Source organism: Lichenibacterium dinghuense (genome assembly GCF_021730615.1).
In the GTDB taxonomy this organism is placed as follows: domain Bacteria; phylum Pseudomonadota; class Alphaproteobacteria; order Rhizobiales; family Beijerinckiaceae; genus Lichenihabitans; species Lichenihabitans dinghuensis.
Map to the genome: position 1 here is coordinate 2558116 of NZ_JAJLMN010000001.1, position 17333 is coordinate 2575448.

At 72.0% G+C, this 17333-nt stretch carries 18 protein-coding genes; 12 read left to right on the forward strand and 6 right to left on the reverse strand.

Annotated features, from left to right (window positions below; genetic code table 11):
* Positions 1-31 precede the first annotated feature (31 nt).
* The 9 genes from L7N97_RS12410 (at position 32) to L7N97_RS12450 (ending at position 7303) form a co-directional block, all read left to right on the forward strand.
* On the forward strand, positions 32-229 hold the full coding sequence (locus L7N97_RS12410) for a hypothetical protein (protein ID WP_237478574.1): 198 nt from the start codon (positions 32-34) through the stop codon (positions 227-229).
* A gap of 223 nt (positions 230-452) precedes the next feature.
* The gene (locus L7N97_RS12415; protein WP_255721652.1) at positions 453-827 is read left to right on the forward strand and encodes an endonuclease domain-containing protein; all 375 of its coding nucleotides are present in this window, start codon (positions 453-455) and stop codon (positions 825-827) included.
* A complete protein-coding gene (locus tag L7N97_RS12420) occupies positions 824-2323 on the forward strand; it encodes a carboxypeptidase M32 (protein WP_237478576.1) in 1500 nt (499 codons plus the stop codon). The genes L7N97_RS12415 and L7N97_RS12420 overlap by 4 nt, the downstream gene beginning before the upstream one ends.
* 107 nt (positions 2324-2430) lie before the next feature.
* Positions 2431-2667 carry a hypothetical protein gene (locus L7N97_RS12425; protein WP_237478577.1) on the forward strand — a complete coding sequence of 79 codons (237 nt, stop codon included), beginning with the start codon at positions 2431-2433 and terminating at the stop codon, positions 2665-2667.
* A gap of 288 nt (positions 2668-2955) precedes the next feature.
* Entirely contained in the window at positions 2956-4248 is a 1293-nt protein-coding gene (locus L7N97_RS12430; protein ID WP_237478578.1) for an MFS transporter, read from the forward strand.
* 80 nt (positions 4249-4328) lie between these two features.
* Positions 4329-5156, forward strand: coding sequence for a transporter substrate-binding domain-containing protein (locus tag L7N97_RS12435; protein WP_237478579.1), 828 nt, complete (start codon positions 4329-4331; stop codon positions 5154-5156).
* A 25-nt stretch (positions 5157-5181) separates the two neighbouring features.
* Positions 5182-5823 carry an amino acid ABC transporter permease gene (locus L7N97_RS12440; protein ID WP_237478580.1) on the forward strand — a complete coding sequence of 214 codons (642 nt, stop codon included), beginning with the start codon at positions 5182-5184 and terminating at the stop codon, positions 5821-5823.
* Positions 5820-6488: an amino acid ABC transporter permease gene (locus L7N97_RS12445; protein WP_237478581.1), complete on the forward strand. Its 669-nt coding sequence runs from the start codon at positions 5820-5822 to the stop codon at positions 6486-6488. Before L7N97_RS12440 ends, L7N97_RS12445 begins: the two co-directional genes overlap by 4 nt.
* A complete protein-coding gene (locus L7N97_RS12450; RefSeq protein ID WP_237478582.1) occupies positions 6485-7303 on the forward strand; it encodes an amino acid ABC transporter ATP-binding protein in 819 nt (272 codons plus the stop codon). The genes L7N97_RS12445 and L7N97_RS12450 overlap by 4 nt, the downstream gene beginning before the upstream one ends.
* A 228-nt stretch (positions 7304-7531) precedes the next feature.
* On the opposite strand, the gene L7N97_RS12455 is transcribed toward L7N97_RS12450, so the two are convergent.
* Complete coding sequence (locus tag L7N97_RS12455) at positions 7532-8344, reverse strand: hypothetical protein (protein WP_237478583.1); 813 nt, start codon at positions 8342-8344, stop codon at positions 7532-7534.
* Complete coding sequence (locus L7N97_RS12460) at positions 8341-9720, reverse strand: deoxyribodipyrimidine photo-lyase (RefSeq protein WP_237478584.1); 1380 nt, start codon at positions 9718-9720, stop codon at positions 8341-8343. Before L7N97_RS12460 ends, L7N97_RS12455 begins: the two co-directional genes overlap by 4 nt.
* A gap of 889 nt (positions 9721-10609) precedes the next feature.
* Here L7N97_RS12460 and L7N97_RS12465 point away from each other — a divergent pair.
* Genes L7N97_RS12465 through L7N97_RS12475 form a run of 3 tightly spaced genes read left to right on the forward strand, consistent with a single transcriptional unit; the run spans position 10610 to position 12688 of the window.
* Positions 10610-11188, forward strand: coding sequence for an AAA family ATPase (locus tag L7N97_RS12465; protein WP_237478586.1), 579 nt, complete (start codon positions 10610-10612; stop codon positions 11186-11188).
* Positions 11185-12114 (forward strand): bis-aminopropyl spermidine synthase family protein, encoded by a 930-nt coding sequence (locus L7N97_RS12470; protein ID WP_237478587.1) that lies wholly within the window; start codon positions 11185-11187, stop codon positions 12112-12114. The genes L7N97_RS12465 and L7N97_RS12470 overlap by 4 nt, the downstream gene beginning before the upstream one ends.
* Positions 12101-12688 carry a hypothetical protein gene (locus L7N97_RS12475; RefSeq protein ID WP_237478588.1) on the forward strand — a complete coding sequence of 196 codons (588 nt, stop codon included), beginning with the start codon at positions 12101-12103 and terminating at the stop codon, positions 12686-12688. Before L7N97_RS12470 ends, L7N97_RS12475 begins: the two co-directional genes overlap by 14 nt.
* Before the next feature lie 117 nt (positions 12689-12805).
* Here L7N97_RS12475 and L7N97_RS12480 read toward each other — a convergent pair whose 3' ends face one another.
* The 4 genes from L7N97_RS12480 to L7N97_RS12495 form a co-directional block, all read right to left on the reverse strand.
* The gene (locus L7N97_RS12480) at positions 12806-13468 is read right to left on the reverse strand and encodes a hypothetical protein (protein ID WP_237478590.1); all 663 of its coding nucleotides are present in this window, start codon (positions 13466-13468) and stop codon (positions 12806-12808) included.
* A complete protein-coding gene (locus L7N97_RS12485; RefSeq protein ID WP_237478591.1) occupies positions 13461-14567 on the reverse strand; it encodes a M48 family metalloprotease in 1107 nt (368 codons plus the stop codon). Before L7N97_RS12485 ends, L7N97_RS12480 begins: the two co-directional genes overlap by 8 nt.
* Complete coding sequence (locus L7N97_RS12490) at positions 14521-15279, reverse strand: hypothetical protein (RefSeq protein WP_237478592.1); 759 nt, start codon at positions 15277-15279, stop codon at positions 14521-14523. Before L7N97_RS12490 ends, L7N97_RS12485 begins: the two co-directional genes overlap by 47 nt.
* A gap of 579 nt (positions 15280-15858) precedes the next feature.
* Positions 15859-17310: an E2 ligase fold family C protein gene (locus L7N97_RS12495; protein WP_237478593.1), complete on the reverse strand. Its 1452-nt coding sequence runs from the start codon at positions 17308-17310 to the stop codon at positions 15859-15861.
* Positions 17311-17333 lie beyond the last annotated feature (23 nt).

Genomic DNA, 17333 nt, shown 5'->3' on the forward strand with positions numbered 1-17333 from the left:
GACTCCGCGGCAGACCAAAGCGGAGACCGCCATGCAACTCGACACGAACCAGACGAAGCTCCTGCGCTGGGTCGAGGCCAAGGAGCCCGTGCTCGGCATCTTCTTCAACATGTCCGAGCTCGACCCGATGATCAGCGGCGGCCTGGTCGAGAAGCGCCCGGTGCCGCGCCAGAAGGGCCAGCTCGTGCTGACCGAGGCCGGCAAGGCGGCGCTCGAAGCGGCTCACTGATCGTCCGGAGAGGGCGGCGCCACGCCTCCTCCACCGTGCTTCGCACGGTCCCCCTCCTCCGTGAACGGAGGAGCATCAGCGCACGGCGCTTTCGATCTCGACCGAAAGTCGTTGAGTCGCGGTGATCCGCGTTTAAGCTGGCTCGACCTGATCCTCCTCCGTTCAAGGAGGAGGGGGGACCGCCCGCAGGGCGGTGGAGGAGGCCGACCGGGTGCAACCTCCCATGCGGGCGCCGCGATCCACCGTCCACCGCGCGCGACACCTCCGCCGCGAGATGACCCTCCCCGAAGTCCTGCTCTGGCGAGACCTGCGACGGCGCCAGCTCGACGGCCTGCCGTTCTGCCGCCAGCACCCCTTCGGCCCCTACGTCCTCGACTTCCTCTGCCCGGAGCACGCTCTGGCCGTCGAGGTCGACGGCACCGCCCACGACGAAGCATCGCGGGCTGCCCGCGACGCGCGGCGCGACGTCTGGCTGTCGGGGCAGGGTGTCCGCTTGCTCCGCTTTCGCGCCGCCGACGTGCTGTCCGACGCGGCGCGCGTCGACGTGCTGGCGACGGTTGCGGCCGCCGCGTCCCCTGTCCTACGAACGGGCGCATGACCCCCTACCTCACCCTCGAACGCCTTTTCGCCCGCCTGCGCGCGCTCGGCGACGCCGCCGGCATCCTCGGCTGGGACGCCCAGACCCTGATGCCCACCGGCTCGGCCGAGGGCCGCGCCGAGCAGCTCGCCGCGCTGCGCGGCCTTTCCCACGAGCTGCTGGTCGCGCCCTCCACCGCCGACCTGCTGCTCGCCGCCGGCGAGGACGCGCTCGACCCCTGGCAGGCCGCGAACCTCCGCGAGATGCGCCGCGCCCACGCCCACGCCTCCGCGGTGCCGGGCGACCTCGTCGAGGCGGAGTCGAAGGCCTCGTCCGTGGCCGAGATGGCGTGGCGCGAGGCCCGTGCGCGGAGCGACTTCGCGCTCCTGCGGCCCCACCTCGAGGAGGTGCTGCGCCTCGCCCGCGAGGTCGGCCGCGCCAAGGGCGAGGCGCTGGGCCTCGCCCCCTACGACGCGCTGCTCGACCAGTACGACCCCGGCCTCACCCGCGCCCGCATCGATCCCGTCTTCGACGCGCTGCGGGCCGAGCTGCCGGACCTGATCCGCGCCGCCCGCGAGCGCCAGGCCCGCGAGGGCGCGCCGCCGGCCGTCGCCGGCGCCTTCCCGGTCGAGGCGCAGCGCTCGGTCGGCGAGGCCCTGATGCGGACGCTGGGCTTCGACTTCGCGCGCGGCCGGCTCGACACGAGCCTGCACCCCTTCTGCGGCGGCGCCACCGGCGACGTCCGCATCACCACGCGCTACGAGGCGGGCGACTTCACGCGCTCGCTGATGGGCGTGCTGCACGAGACCGGCCACGCCCTCTACGAGCAGGGCCGCCCCGCGGCCTGGCTGAGCCAGCCGGTCGGCGACGCGCGCGGCATGACGCTGCACGAGAGCCAGTCCCTGCTGATGGAGATGCAGGCCTGCCGCTCGCCGGAGTTCATGCGCCACCTCGCGCCCGTGCTCGCCGGCGCCTTCGGGGCCGAGGGCGCGGCGCTCACCCCCGAGGTGCTGCACCGCATCTACACCCACGTGGCGCCGGGCTTCATCCGCGTCGACGCGGACGAGTGCACCTACCCGGCCCACATCCTGCTCCGCTACGACCTGGAGCGCGCCATGGTGGACGGCGACCTCGCGGTGGCGGACCTGCCGGGGGCCTTCGACGCGCAGGTGAAGGCGCTGCTCGGCCTCGACGTGCCCGACGACGCCCGCGGCTGCCTGCAGGACATCCACTGGCCCGGCGGCGCCTTCGGCTACTTCCCGACCTATACGCTGGGCGCCATCGCGGCGGCGCAGCTGTTCGAGGCCGCCACCGCGGCCGTGCCGGAGATCCGGCCCGGCCTGGCCGAGGGCGACTTCGCGCCGCTGCTCGCCTGGCTGCGCGCCAACGTCCATGCCAAGGGCTCGTCGCTCGGCACCGACGAGATCATGGAGGGCGCCACGGGCCGCCCGCTCGGCATCGACAGCTACCGGGCGCACCTGCGCCGCCGCTACCTCGGCGAAGGCGTCGCGGCCTGACCGACCGTGGCGCATTTCGTCCGACTTGTGATGCCCTCGACACGATCGCGCCCTAGGACCGCCGCGGCGATCGCGCATACAATCTCCGCCTCCGGGAGACGAGATCCATGATCGAATGGTCCGTGAAGGGCGCGGGCGATGCCGTCACGGTGGTGAGCCCCGTGGGGGACGTGTACCCCTTCGTCATCACCTGCCTGCGCGACCTGCGCCTGAAGCTCCACCACCGCCCCGACTGGCACGGCGGCCGCGAGCCCGACGACGCCGCGCTGAAGATCTACGCCGCCCACGGCGTCGCGGCCCGCTGGGCCATGGACACGCTCGGGCCGATCCACCTGCATCTGTGAGGGCGATCGGGATCGAAGGCCGAAACTCTTCACCCTCCCTCATCCTGAGCAGGGTCCGTAGGACCCGTGTCGAAGGACGCAGAAGCGGCCCGCTGCTGCGCGGAGAGCGCCTGCGTCCTTCGACACGGGCGCTCCGCGCCCGGCTCAGGATGAGAGAGGTTGAGACGACGGGTCAGGGTGTTTAGCCGTCGGTACGAGACGATCCATCCTCTGCGGGGCTCCGCCCCGCACCCCGCAAAAGGCCATCGGCCTTTTGAAACCGAACCGTCCGCGAGGCATCATCACCGGATGACATCGCCCGACGCCGCCCCTCCCAAGCTCGAACGCAAGGCCGTGGCGGCCGTGGTGCTCGGCAACGCGCTCGAGTTCTACGACTTCACCGTCTACGCCTTCTTCGCCGTGCCGATCGGCGAGGCCTTCTTCCCCGCCAGGGACCCGACCTCGAGCCTGCTCGCCTCCTTGGCGCTGTTCGGCATCGGCTACGTCATGCGGCCGATCGGCGGCGCGGTCATCGGCGCGCTGGCCGACCGCGCCGGGCGCAAGCCCGCCATGGTGCTCACCATCGGCCTGATGGCGCTCGGCATGCTGATGTTGGCCGTCACGCCCTCCACGGCCAGCATCGGCTGGCCCGCGCAGGCGATCGTCATCGCGGGACGGCTGATCCAGGGCCTCGCGCTCGGCGGCGAGGTCGGCCCCTCCACGGCCTACCTGCTCGAAGCCGCGCCCAAGCGCAGCCGCGGCTTCATCGCCTCGTGGCAGATCGCCAGCCAGGGCTGCGCGGCGCTGTTCGCCGGCCTCGTCGCGACGGGGCTGGGCTTCGTGGTGGGGGAGGGCGCCATGGGCCAGTGGGGCTGGCGCGCCATGGTGCTGCTCGGCCTCCTCGTCGTGCCGGTGGGCCTCGTCATCCGCCGCCACCTGCCCGAGACCGCCGGGGCGGGCGAGGATGCGGAGGCGGCGGACTCCACCCTCGGGGTGATGCGGCGGCTGTTCCGCGAGCACGGCCGCCTGCTGCTCGTCACCTTCGCGGTGATCTCGGCCTCGGCCGTCTCGACCTCGGTCGGCACCAACATGCCGGTCTACGCCAAGGCGACGCTGGGCCTCGCGGACGCGGTGTCGACCGCGGTGCCGATCGCGCTCGGGCTCGCCTCCGTGCTGTTCCCGCTGCTCGGCGGGTACCTCGCCGACCGCGCCGGCCGCCGGCCCGTCCTGATCTGGCCGCGGGCCGCCATCGCGGTCCTCGCCGTGCCGCTCTTCCTGTGGATGGTGCGCGAGCGCTCGCCCCTGGCGGTCTACCTCGTGACCTTCCTGCTGTCGGCGCTGTCCTCGATCAACGCGGCCGCCATCATCGTCGCGATCCCGGAGTCGCTGCCGCGCGCCGTGCGCTCCGCCGGCCTGTCCATCGTCTACGCGCTGGCGGTGTCGATCTTCGGCGGCAGCACCAACTACGTGGTCAACAAGCTCGTCGCCGTGTCGGGCGACAAGCTGATGCCGGCCTACTACCTCGTCGCCTTCAGCTTGGCTGGCACCGCCGCGGCGCTGATGATGCCGGAAACGCGGGGGCGGGACCTCGAAGCGGGGTGACGGGTCATCCCGGCCGGGGGCACCTCGACGGCGGCGTGGAAATTGCTAAGCTCGCGCATTCAATGGAGGGGCGAGCCGCGATGACGAGACGCATGTTCGTGAAGGCCGCGCTGGGCCTCGCCCTCGCCGGGCTGGCGGCCGGGGCCGCGCGGGCCGAGGACGCCCTCGCCAGGGTCAAGGCCGCGGGCGTGCTGCGCGTCGGCACCGAGACCGCCTTCGCGCCCTTCGACTTCATCGACGCGGGCAAGCACGTCGGCCTCAACGTCGACCTGTTCGAGGCCGCCGCCAAGGACATGGGCCTCAAACTCGAGTGGGTCGCGCTGCCCTGGGAGGGCGTGCTGCCCGGGCTCGAGGCGGGCCGCTTCGACGTGGTGGCGGGCCCCGCCACCATCACCAAGGCCCGGATGGAGCGCTACCGCTTCCTGCCGCCGATCGCGGACGCGACCGCGGCGCTGATGAAGCGGACGGGCGACGCCGACATCAAGGTCCCGGCCGACATCGCCGGCCGGACCGTCGGCGGTCAGAAGTCGTCCGCCCAGCTCGCCCAGCTCCAGGACTTCGCGAAGACGCTGGGCAAGCCCGTGACGGTGCGCGAATACGTGGCCAACACGGACGCCTACGCGGACCTCGCGGCCGGCCGCATCGCCGCCGCGGCGAACTCGCTCACCAACATCGCCTACGTGGCCAAGACCCGGCCCGATACCTTCGCCGTGGTGAGCCCGCCCTTCGGCCCGAAGTCCTACTTCGGCTACATCATCCCCAAGTCGCCCGACGCGGCCCCGCTCGCCGATGCGCTGTCGGCCGAGATCCTCAGGATGAAGGCCGACGGGCGCCTCGCCGCGCTGCAGGTGAAGTGGTTCGGCTCCTCCTTCGACACGCCGGACGCCGTGACGGACCCGGCGCTTTGACGGCGTCCCTGCGCGCGGGGGCGGCGTGACGCCCGACATCCTCGCGCTGCTGGTCGAGGCGGCCGGCGTCACCGCGGCGCTGGGCGCCGTGTCGATCGGTGCGGGGCTGCTCCTCGGCTTCGCCGTGTCGGCCGCCCTGCTGTCGCGGCGGCGGCCCCTGCGCGGGCCGGCACGGCTGTTCGTGAGCTTCTTCCGCGGCGTGCCGCTGCTCGTGCAGCTCCTGCTGATCTACAACGTCCTGCCCGCGGTCGGCGTCGTGCTGCCGGGGATCGCCGCGGCCGCCCTCGGCCTCACGCTCTGCACGGCCGCCTACCAGGCCGAGAACCTGCGCGGCGGGTTCCTGGCCGTGCCGCCCGGCCTCGTCGAGGCGGCCGAGGTCGCGGGCATGTCCGCGCTTCAGCGGTTCTGGCGCGTGCGCGCGCCCATCGCCTTCAAGCTGACGCTGCCCGCCCTCGTCGGCGAGGCGATCATGGTCCTGAAGGCCTCCTCGCTCGTGTCGGTGGTGGGCGTCGTCGAGCTGACCCGCACCGCGCAGGACATCGCCGCCTCGACCTACCGTCCGCTGCCCGTCTACGCCGCCGCCGGCGCGCTCTACGTCGCGGTGGACTGGACCCTGGCGGGGGCGGGGGCGGCGCTGGAGCGGCGCCTGCGCTGGGGCGCCGCGTGAGTTTCGACCCCTCCTTCGTGCTGGCGCAGCTGCCGGACGTGCTGGCGGCGGCCGGCGTCACCGCCGCGATCTGGGCCGCCGGGGCGGTGCTCGGCGTCGCGCTCGGCTTCGCGGTCGCGGCGGCCCGGCGCTTCGGGCCGCGGCCCGTCGGGCTGCTGCTCCGGCTCTGCGTCGAGCTGCTGCGCGGCTCGCCCTTCCTGGTCCAGCTCTTCCTGCTCTACTACGGCGGCCCCTACCTCGGCCTGTCGCTCGACCCGGTGCCGGCCGGCCTCCTCGCCCTCTCGGTCTACGGCGCGGCCTACTACAGCGAGATCTTCCGCGGCGGCTTCGCGGCCGTGCCGCCCGGCCACGTCGAGGCGGCGGCCTGCCTCGGCTTCACCCGCGCGCAGGCGCTGTTCCGCGTCGAGCTGCCCGAGATGGCCGTGCTGGTGATGCCGGCGCTGGTGAACATGACCATCCTGCTCCTGAAGGAGACGGCCGTGCTGTCGATCATCACCGTGCCCGAGCTCACGCTGGCGGTGAGCGCCATCGGCTCGGCCACCTACCGCTTCGTCGAGGCGCTGTTCCTGCTGGCGCTGCTGTACTGGGGCCTCGTCGAGGGCTGCGGCGCGCTGGGCCGCCTCGCCGAGGCGCGCCTGTCGCGCTACCGGGCCGCGGCCGCTTGAGCGCCCCGCCCGGCCCACCGCCCGCGGCACCGCCGGCCGCGGTCTCGATCCGCGGCCTGCGCAAGAGTTTCGGCGCGCACGAGGTCCTGCGCGGAGTCGACCTCGAAGTGCCGGCCGGCGGCGTCACCTGCCTCATCGGTCCCTCTGGCTCCGGCAAGAGCACGCTGCTGCGCTGCATGGCGTTCCTGGAGGAGCCGAGCGCCGGCACCGTGCTGGTCGGGGGCGAGCCGCTCGGCTTCGTCGAGGGGCCTGAGGGGCGCCGGCGCCTGCCGGCGGCGCGGATCCGCGCCGTGCGGGCCGGCATCGGCATGGTGTTCCAGCAGTTCAACCTGTGGCCGCACCGGACGGCGCTCGGCAACGTGGCCGAGGTGCTGCGGGTCGTGCGCCGCCAGCCCCGCGCCGAGGCCGAGGAGCGGGCCATGGCGGAGCTCCGCCGGGTGGGGCTGGAGGCGCGGGCCGGCCACTACCCGTCCCAGCTGTCCGGCGGCCAGCAGCAGCGCGTCGCCATCGCCCGCGCGCTGGCGCTGGAGCCGCGCCTGATGCTGTTCGACGAGCCCACCTCCTCGCTCGACCCCGAGCTCACCGGCGAGGTGCTCAACGTGATGCGCCGCCTCGCCGCCGACGGCATGACCATGGTGGTGGTGAGCCACGAGATCGGCTTCGCGGCCTCGGTGGGCCAGGAGGTGGCCTTCCTCGACGGCGGCCGCATCCTGCTGAAGGGCGCGCCCTGCGCCGTCTTCGGCAAGCCGCGCCACCCCCGCATCGAGCAGTTCCTCGACACCTACCTCGACCGCGGCGCCGCCATGCTGGTGTGAGGCGCCTTTCGCGTGATGGGTTCGGGGGTCGATCCCAGCGGTCGCACGCGGTCCGCCTCCTCCACCATGCTTCGCATGGTCCCCCTCCGCAGGCGGAGGAGGATCAAAGCGGCGAGCGCCGTGCGCTGATCCTCCTCTGCGAAGCGGAGGAGGGGGACCAGGGCTCCCATCCCGGCAGGCCGGGATGGGTACCCTGCCCGAAGGGTGGTGGAGGAGGCGGACCGGGTGCTACCGATCCGATCTCGCGGAAACTCCATGAGGCACGAACTCCCGCAGCGCCCCGACCTCCTGCCCGAACCGCGCCGCCGTCGCCTCGTCCATGTCTCGCCCGACCGCGTTGACCCGCGCGATGAACCCCCGCCGCCAGTCCGCGTAGGGGCCGTGCACGTCCGAATGGTTCTCGCCGGTATTGACCAGGTAGGCGCCGGAGGTCGGCAGCCGCGCCAATCCCTCGCCGTGTTCGGCCGCCACCTCGACCCAGCGGTGGTGCGAGCGCAGCACCGCGAAGGGGTCGCGCCGGATCTCGCTCGCCCCGTCCGGGCGGATCAGCACCACCCCGCAGGAGCCGCAGAAGCGGTGGAACGGCAGCCCTTCGAGCGCGGGGTGGGGCAGGGGGGCGGCGCGCAGCGTGCGGAAGTCCACCGCGAGCCCGTCCTCGATCAGCCCGCCGACATGCGCGTCCCCGATCGCCGCCCGCGCGGCCGCGACGAGACTGCGGTCGACCCAGTCGTCGGCGTCGAGCACCATCAGGTAGCCGCCGCCGCGGTCCCGCACGGTGTCGGAGAGCAGGTGCTTCTTGCGCCCGGAATCGTCGTTGTAGGGCCCCGGCGGCTCGACCGGCCAGCCGACCTCGACGAACTCGACCCGCGGGTCCGGCACCGCGAGGCGCGGGCGCTCGTGCACGGCGATCAGCGCGCGCCAGGCGGGGTCGGTCTGCGCCCGCACCGAGGCCAGCGTCAGGTCGAGCAGCGCCTCGACCAGCGGCCAATGCCGAGCGTTGGCGCGCGGCGTCAGCGCGACCGCGAAGGTGAACGGGATCATTCCCGCTCGGCCGCCGCGAGCCTCTCCACGTCGCGCACGTAGCCGTCGGCGTCGAACTTCTTCAGGCTGGCCTCGCTCATCGAGCGCACGGTGCCGAACACCGGCTGCCGTCCCCACGGCCGGTCGTGCAGGCCGAACAGCCAGCCGACGTTGGTGAAGGAGTTGGCGTCGCGCCCGTCGATGAAATACTTGTTGTTGAGGCGGATCGCGATGTCCCAGGCCTCCTCGGGCGATTTCGACCACTGCACGATCTTCTTGCCCCAGTACATGCGCATGTGGTTGTGCATGTAGCCGGTCTCGCGCATCTCGGTCATGGCGGCGTTCCAGTGGCGGTCGTGCGTCTCGCCGCGCTCGAACTGCTCGCGCGTGTAGAGGTGGCGGCGCTCGTCCTTCCGCGCCGCGTCCAGCGCCTTGCGGCACCAGTCCGGCACGCCTTTCAGGTCGTCGTAGTCGGGCTGGTAGAAGACGTGGTTCATGGCGAGCTCGCGCCGCACCACCAGCTCCTCGAGGTAGGCGGCCCGGTCCTCGTCGTCGCCCTTCTTGGACGCCCGCACGGCGAGCGCGATCGCGACCGGCGAGATCTGCCCGTAGTGGAGGTAGGGGCTCATGTGCGAGGCCGCGCCGGCCTCGGGCTTGCCGCGCACCGTCGCGTAATGGTCGAAGGGGCCGCCGAGGTAGCGCTTGAGCCGCCGCTCCGCCTCCGCGTGGCCGCCCTTGAAGCGCTTCACCGGGCCGACCGCGTGGTCGCACTTCAGGCCCGCCACGGTCTTCGCGACGTCGGCGAGGTCGAGCGTCGAGTCGAGGCCGAGGTTTCGGGCGGGGTGCTTGACCTTCCGCTCCTTCAGCGGGTGGAGATACTCCTCCCACTGCCTGTAGATCTTCGGCCGCAGCGTGCGGGCCGCGTAGTCGTGCTTGGGCGAGGCCGTCTCGACCGGCACCACCACGTCGCCCTCGACCTGCACGACGCGGCACGGCGCGCGGCGCACGAAGTCGTCGTAGAAGGCGCGGATGGGCTTGAGGTAGTTGCGGTCCATCACCACGAGGCGGGCGTCGGCGGCGTATGTCAGCGCCGTGCCCACGGGGCCGCCCTCGCGCCGCGCGACGAAGCCGATGCCGCGCTTCTCGAGCGCAGGCCCGATCTCGGCCATGCCCTCCAGCAGGAAGGTCCAGTGGCGCGCGTTGACCTCCGGGAAGCCCTCCGCGATGCCGTAGCAGACCACCACGGGCAGCCCGCGCGCGTTGGCCTCGTCCACCGCGTGTTCCAGCGCCGGGTTGAAGGCGGCCCGGAGCGAAAGACCCATCCAGTAGAGGACGTAGCGGCCCTCCTCGTTCTCGGGGCCGTCCTTGAGGACCTTGATTCGGGAGGGCTGGATCATGGCGGCATGTTGGCACGCGGGGCCGGGGGGCGGCCAGTGTGTAGGAACACTGATAACTCGACCACTCGAGGGAACGCAAAAGCCACCCATTTCGGGCGTTATCAATCTTCAATAGATATTCGTTGTGATCGGCGGAACTTCTGCTACGAATTGTCTCAAGGGACGCCCCGCTTGTTGTCCGTCGGGAGGGACGTCCCTCCGAGGGACGCCGACCCCACATCTGTGTGACGCGACAACGAGACACGTTCCTACACCTTCCTCGCCAGGAGCATCGGCCCACGGTCATCCGGTTCGGAGGGCAACATGTTCGGCTGGGGTCGTCCCATTGAGGGAGGCGGTGGAGCGTCGTCACGACCCGCTTCGGGCTGACTTGCGCTGACGATGCGCGCATGAAACCGTTCGACCGGTTGCGGCGCCCGGACCGGCGCCCGCGGCGGATGGATGCTTGATAGGCAGCGGAGAAAACTTGGAACCTGCGGATCGCGTGTGGCCGGCGCATGTGCGGGTTCAAAGCGCCGCCATCGACCGGGGTCGGCCATGAGCGCGGTCCCCTTCGACCTGGCCGGGACGCCGACCTTGTTCGGCGCGGACGCGACCTCGCTCCCCATGCTGGACCAGCATGCCGCGTGGGGACCGCGGGAACGGTCATTCGGCCCGCCGGGACCGCACGGGCCCCACGGGCGTGCGCCGCGACGATCATGCCCGCCCGGTGGTGGGCGCGCCGCGACGCCGCCGTCGCCCCGGCGCGCATGCCGGCCGACATGTGGGTTCGTGGTCCCAGGGGTGGGCGAGGGAAAGTTGCCGAGGGACGTGGGATGTTCCACCTTCGGCACGGGGTTCGAGCCGGGTCGACGTCGGGACGACGATCCCCGGTGGCGGGGGGAACGGGATGGCGAAGGTGATCTACCTGACGGGGGCACCCGCGTCGGGGAAGAGCTCGACGACAAGACTGCTGGCGGAGCGCGTGCCCGATCTCCTCGTCTGGGAGTACGGCGCCCGCCTCACCGAGCATGTCAGAACGCGCTCCGCCGCCGTGAACGACCAGACCGATCTTCGTTCCAGGTCGGCCGAGGTGGTGACGCCGGACGACGTCGTCGAGGTCGACCGCGGCCTCCTCGCGTTCGTCCGCGCGCACCGTGGCGAACGCAGCATCCTCATCGACAGCCATCCCGTCACGAAGGAGGCCTACGGTTTCCGGATCACGGCTTTCCCGCAGGATCGGATCGTCGAACTCGCGCCCGACGAGATTTGGGTCCTCCACGCCGATCCGTTGGAGACGCGACGGCGGATCGGGGTCGACGCCGGCGGCCGGCCGATGGTCTCCGTGGAGGACGCCCGGCGACACGCCGACCTCCAGGCGGCGGTCGCGGCGACCTACGGCGTGCTCGTCGGTTGCCCCGTCCACGTCTTCGACGCCGCCGTTCCCCGTGACGACCTGGTCGCGCGGCTCGCCGGACGTCTGTCTTGACCGGTCTGCTGGGGTGGATCGGCGGCGTGGTGCGCGGTGGCGCACAGGCCCCGGGGGGCACTCCGCCGGTCCCGGCGGCGCCGTCGGGCGAGCGGCGGCGCGTCGACCTGCGGAAGGCCATCAACGCGGTCTCCGACGTCGTCCAGAACAGGCCGCGGCCGCTGCGGGTGTTCGACCAGATCCACATGAAGACGGGCGACATGGTGATGCAGAGCGAGACGATCGCCGACTGGGCGGACGGCAAGCGGCTCGCCTTCATCGGCGACGGGGATGCGATCAGCGTGTGCCTCGCCCACCTGCGGGCGCGCGAGGTCCTCGACTTCGGGCCGTCCCACGTCACCGTCTTCGACTTCGACGAGCGGACGGTGGAGGCGGTGACGAGGTTCGCGGACCGCGAGCGGATCACCAACCTCGATGCGCGCCTCTACAACGTCCTCGACGCCATGGAGCCGGGCGTCGCCTACGACTGCTTCTACACCAACCCGCCGTGGGGCGCCTCCAACAACGGGGAGAGCGTCAACGTCTTCGTCGAGCGCGGCATGGAGGCGACCCGGCACGTCGGGGAGGGCGTCGTGGTGATCGCCGACGACGACGAACTCGAATGGCCGAAGCGGGTGCTCGCGAATGTGCAGGGCTTCTCCGCCCGCCGTGGATTCTACGTGTCCCGCATGCAACGCAAGCTGCACGAGTACCACCTCGACGACGCCCCGGAACTCAAGTCCTGCAATCTCTACCTGTCCGCGCTCCCGGGCAACGCCGCCCTCGGCCCGAGCTCCCCGATCGTCGATCCCGTGCGGCTCGAGAACTTCTACGGGCTGTCCCAGGGACCGAGGGTCCGCTACGTTCGCGCGCGGCGGAGGCTGGACTACGGCGTCGCGCACGAGGACGAGTACGAGTTGGAGTTCCTGGAGGATGCCCGTGGATGACATCGTGAGGCCCGGTGAGGGGCTGCTCTTCATGAAGGTCGGCACCCACGCCGGCGAGGAGCTCGCCGACATCATCGCCCGCAAGACGCTGGAGATCCGCAGGACGGGCTACGGGATGTGGGGCTACGGGGGCAACACCTGTCACCCCTCGTCGATGGTGCAGCCGTTCGCGAGGAGCTTCGTCCGAAACGGTAGGCCCATCCACCTCTGCATGGAGGCGATGGAGTCCAACCATCTCGCGGATCCCCTGTGCGCCGAAGAGTACTCGGTGGACGGCGTCAGATGGGAACTCATCCCGGACACCATCGAGGTGCGTGGCTCGCGGTACGCCCTGGTGATCGAGGACCTGCGCGAAAGGCGCTTCACGCTCCCGCTCGCCCAGACCCGGGTGCCGGTGGGCCCGAGCACGGGTCGCCTCGGAAGCCGGTACGTCCAGGGTCGGGTCGACAAGGCCTGCCTCGAGCTCCTCGACGCCCCCGAACTGTCGAACGACGAGAAACCCCGCGAGATCCAGATCGACCTGGTCGCGACGATGCGGGCCCCGTACGCGGTCTTCCTGAGGGGCCAACGCTGAAGGATCCGGACCCGCGGGCGTCGACCGGTCCCCCGGGGTCCGACCTGTATCGGGCCGGGCCACGGCGGACGTCGGCATGGGCGTCCGGGGTCCATCGCCCGACGGGCGGCGTGGGTCTCAGGCCGGCACCGCCGCGAGGTCCCCGCCCGGCAGGAGCACGCCGGGCGCCTCGTGGTCCAGGTGCCGGACGTAGCTGGCGAGGGCCTCCAGGATCTCGCCGCCGTCGACGTGGGCGGACGAGCAGCCGAAGCACGACGTCAGGCTCCGGTCGACGGCCGGTTCCGCGCACACGTGTGGACGGATCGTCGCCGCGCCTGCGACGCGGACGAGGTGTGACATCAGCTGCTCCAGGCAGACAACGCGACCCTCGGCGTGCGGTCGCCCGACGACGGCCATGGCCCGTATGGCGCGCTTGTCGCCGGTGACGAGGGCGCGCCCTCCGCGGCTCGCCAGGATCGCGAGCAATTGGCTCTCCCCGGCGTCGAGCTCGAGGTCGAGGCGGGTCGCCTCCGCCTCCAGGTCCGCGGCCGCGGCGAGTTGGGCGTCGTCCGGCTCGACGAGCGACATCGCCCGGAGCATCCGCTCGAAGCTGGCGGCGGCCCTCGCCGGATCCCCGACCGTCCCGCGCCGCCTCAGTCGCCCGCGCACGACGAACCTGCATACGTCGAGGATCGCGGGCGGGAGGCCGTCGGCCCGCGTCGCCGCCACGGTCTCCGCCCCGAGGTCGTAGCACGCCGCCTTCAGCGCGACGTCGGCGTCGATGAGGATGGGTTCAGGCATCCTCGCCGATCATCACGTGACGAAGGTACTCAGCGGAGTCGTCGCCAAGGCGGTCCCACTCCAACTCCGAGCCCGCGATGCCGTTCACCTCACGCCACGCCGGCTTCCGCTCGGCGTAGATGTAGCCCAGCGCGGCCATCGCGACCGGCCACGCGCGGCGTCGGTGGCCGAGGCACAGCGCCAGCGTCCCAGGTTCCACGCCGTTGGGCGGGGCGGCCCGAAGCACGGCGGCGGCGAGCGTGGGAGCGTTGAACCGCTCGAGGTTCGCCCGGATGTCCGGCTCGGACGAGCCCGTCAGCAGGGTCAGGGCGAATCGGTCGGCCGCGTCCTCCTCCTCGTCGCCGCCGCGAGCGAGCGCCGGATCCTCGACGTCGACGAGCGCCGGCACGCCCGCGAGGTGCCCCAGCATGATGTGACCGAGCTCGTGCGCGAGCGTGAACGCGACCGGCGCGGGATAGCCCGCGTCGCGCCCGAGCAGGATCGCGTGGCGGCCGTCCACCCCCACGACCATGGCGTGCATCCTCTTCGCCTCGAGCGGGAACACGCGGAGGTGGGCGACCGGGATGCGCAAGGCCCAGCAGGTCGCGACGAGGGATCCGAGGTCGACGAACGCCGAACCTGCCAGGATGGCGGCCCTCAGCGCCTCCGCGCCGAGCGCATCCGTCTGCCCGCCGGGTGCGGCGCGGAGCAACAGGCGACCGACAGACATCCCGAACGAGGTCAGCGCGGCCCTGTGCTCGTCGTGCTCGACGTCCAGGTTCTTGAAGCGGGCCTCGTCGTTCCAGACGAACTCCACGCGTTCGCCCAGCAACGGCTTGGGCTGGAGCCCGAGGCGCCGCGCGAGCGCGAACCGCAGTTCCGCGCGGCCGGAAGCGGTGGCGGCGGCCTCCTCCGACCACCAGGACGGCCACGCCGCCCGGATGGCGGCGCGGCTGATGCCCGCCCTGCGCAATTGGGAAACGAGCGTCTGGTCGTCGTGTGCCACCGATCGCCCCCGCGCCACTTCGTACCCCCGGTCACCGACATGCGGCCGCCCTCGCGGGAGGTCCGCCTCAGAAAAGCATCCCGTCCGGCACGCTCCAACGATCCCCCCCGTCACCGCCTCGTATGTCGGAGACGGCGGCGCGCCAGTCCCGGGCATTGACGGTCAGGTCCCGCAGCGAGGCCAGGCGCGGCTCGTCGAGCTCCACGGGATCCACGAGGCGCACCCAGTAGCTGCCGGCCAGCCATGCCGTCACGTTCTCCTCGTAGTCGGGGCATCCATCCCCTGGGCCGGTGCGGCGGAGCAACGCGGTGACCTGGGACGCGCCGACCGGGGCTCCCGTGCCGCCCGCGTTGCGGAATCCCGTCGGATCGAAGGGCACGCCGCGCCTGAGCGTCAAGGGCGCGTCCGACCGGCACATGAGAGCGCAATGGAACCTCTTCGCGCCACCCGTGGCGTCGCCACGGCTGGTCACCAGCACGTGGACGGGAAGAGGGCGTTCCGAACCCCTGACGTCGACATAGCGTCGCCAGGCGACGGTCCTCGACGGCGCCGAGTCGATCGATTTCGGCGGCGACTTCATGATCGAGAACACCACCTTCACCGGCACCGCCGCACGCGCGAGCTGGCTTATCGCGGCGGACGGCGAGTTGCCGATCCCCCAGAAGAAGGTGCCGTCGCCCGCGCGGCGCTCGAGGTCCTTGCGAGCGACGATCGTCTCGAGCCCCTCTCCCGCCTCCGCCTGCATGCGGGACCAACAAACGTAGTCGTCACCCGACCACGCCGCCTTCGGCGATCCTGCGGGTGTTCGTGCGGACGGCATGTTCATGCCCACGATCCCCCCCTCGACGCATCGATCATCGCACCCTGCCGTTCAACCCTCAACTATTCCCTATGCTGGATCCAGTCACCCGGAACGCGGCTCGCCGAACTCGGAGGTATGGTGAATCTCATCCCCGGCGTCGCCCGAAGACGATGGTCGCCGACGACTCCGCGGACCGAGACCGATCCATCACGCGCCGGACATCCGCATGGTCCGCATCGCGCCGGGCTCGGACGTGCGCTCGCGCCGGGGCTCGGAGCCTCTGATGTCCGCGTTCGATGGACGGGCGACCAGGACCAATCGAGGCCGAGGGGAGGAGGGCGTCTGGCCGCGCGGACCCACGAGCTGATCGTCGACATGCGCCGCCAATGGGTCGTCCTCGACGGGCGCACCGAGTCCTTCGATGCCGAGTTCGCCGTAGCCGCCAAGGCGCGGGACGGGGCGAAGCGCCTGCCGTCCCTCTCCGGCATCGGCGCGCCGGACGCCACGGCCCAGGTGGCGGCCTCGGCGACGTGGGCACCTTCGCTGGGGGATGGGACCTCGCGGCTTGGCTCGGCCCCGTGCCGCGACGGGTGCGGAGCCCGTTCACCCCGCGACGAACATTGGCTCCTCGTCGGCGCGCGCTCCGGGGCGAGACCATTTCGCCCAATGCGCCGACGCGAAGTCCGGGTCGTGGCACAAGCATCGGTTCGACGGGTGCCTGCCCGCCGGTTCGTTGAGGTGACGACCGAGTGGCCGCAGCAGGTTGATCTTCGTCAAGGGCGCGATCGGACCCGTACGGATCGACCCGGCGTCGGCGACGATCTCGGCCGCGAGCAGCACTCCGGCGAGGGCGGATTGGAAGGCCATCGGCACGGCGGCTGCGCCGCGGTCGCCGCCCCGCGAGGCGCCGAAATGGTGCGTGCCGCAGACCGCCTTGGCGTAGAACGACGCGAGCGGCTCGCCCTGGAACGGCCTGAGCTTCTCGATGTCCACCCCCGAGGCGGTCGCGATCCGCGCGAGGAGGGCATGGTCGACCCTCGAACCGAGATGGAGCAGGGATCGGACCTCCGACTCCGGCAGGCCGATGGCGCCGGCGACGTTCTCCGAGAGGCTCGGGACGCCCCGATCGGGAAGATAGAGGCAGGCCAGGCAGGGCCCGACCCCGAAGTCGTGCCGCGAAACCCCGAGGTCGCCCGGCTGCGTCCACGCGTTCAGGATGCGGCGCGGCAGCGAGGCCTGGACCGCGATTCTGTCCTCCGCCGTGTCCAGGGCGACGGCGACCCTGTCCAGATCCCAGGATCCACGCCCCGCCAAGTACCGTCCCCAGGTCAGCGGATGACCGATGAATTCGATCGACGTGCCCTCGAACATCCGGGCGACCGACGCGGTCTTTGGGCGCCTCTTGGCTTGGTCGCCTTGTGTGGAACCGACGTAGCGCTGGAGATTGGAGAGTTCGATGGTTTGATGGTCGACGCCGTGCAAGTCTCCGCGCAGCGCCGGCGCGCGGGCCAGCGTCCAGGCCGTGGCGCGCCCGATCGCGCCGAGGCCGACGAGGTGCGTCCCGGACAGATCGATGCCAACCGGCAGGCGAACCGGCGCCGACGAGCGGCCCGGGACGCCATGGAGCACGTCGAGCTCGACCGGCACATCGGGTCGTCCGTCCGGCAGGTGGTCGGAGAAGATCGCGCGGAACGCGGCCGCCACGGCGAGACAGGCGGCCGCCGCGGCGCCGAAGGGATTGTCCGAGTCGGCGCCGGCCACCGGCGCCCCCGGATTCAACAGCGCGGTCCACCCCTCCGAGCCGGCGAACACGCCCCGGCAATAACCCGGAGGTGCCGTCGCACCCACCACGATGCGAAAGGCCACGCGGTCGCGGCGCGGCCGGAGGTCGATGTCGCGGTGGATGGCCTTGGCCGTGCGGGCTAGATCGTCCGCGAGTGCGGCCGTCCCCAGCCCATCGTCGAGCGGGGTCAACGCGAGGCCGGGGTAGAGACGGACGAGCAGGTCCGCGGCCAAAGCCAGGGTCACGCGTCCCTCGCCCGAGGCGGCCGCCACGCGGTCGAAGGCGAGTTCGACGG

Bases quoted from the DNA above. Each gene is read 5' to 3' on its own strand.
- L7N97_RS12410 (WP_237478574.1), top strand. From the start codon at position 32: ATGCAACTCGACACGAACCAGACGAAGCTCCTGCGCTGGGTCGAGGCC.
- L7N97_RS12415 (WP_255721652.1), top strand. From the start codon at position 453: ATGCGGGCGCCGCGATCCACCGTCCACCGCGCGCGACACCTCCGCCGC.
- L7N97_RS12420 (WP_237478576.1), top strand. From the start codon at position 824: ATGACCCCCTACCTCACCCTCGAACGCCTTTTCGCCCGCCTGCGCGCG.
- L7N97_RS12425 (WP_237478577.1), top strand. From the start codon at position 2,431: ATGATCGAATGGTCCGTGAAGGGCGCGGGCGATGCCGTCACGGTGGTG.
- L7N97_RS12430 (WP_237478578.1), top strand. From the start codon at position 2,956: ATGACATCGCCCGACGCCGCCCCTCCCAAGCTCGAACGCAAGGCCGTG.
- L7N97_RS12435 (WP_237478579.1), top strand. From the start codon at position 4,329: ATGACGAGACGCATGTTCGTGAAGGCCGCGCTGGGCCTCGCCCTCGCC.
- L7N97_RS12455 (WP_237478583.1), bottom strand. From the start codon at position 8,344: ATGATCCCGTTCACCTTCGCGGTCGCGCTGACGCCGCGCGCCAACGCT.
- L7N97_RS12460 (WP_237478584.1), bottom strand. From the start codon at position 9,720: ATGATCCAGCCCTCCCGAATCAAGGTCCTCAAGGACGGCCCCGAGAAC.
- L7N97_RS12465 (WP_237478586.1), top strand. From the start codon at position 10,610: ATGGCGAAGGTGATCTACCTGACGGGGGCACCCGCGTCGGGGAAGAGC.
- L7N97_RS12475 (WP_237478588.1), top strand. From the start codon at position 12,101: ATGCCCGTGGATGACATCGTGAGGCCCGGTGAGGGGCTGCTCTTCATG.
- L7N97_RS12480 (WP_237478590.1), bottom strand. From the start codon at position 13,468: ATGCCTGAACCCATCCTCATCGACGCCGACGTCGCGCTGAAGGCGGCG.
- L7N97_RS12490 (WP_237478592.1), bottom strand. From the start codon at position 15,279: ATGAACATGCCGTCCGCACGAACACCCGCAGGATCGCCGAAGGCGGCG.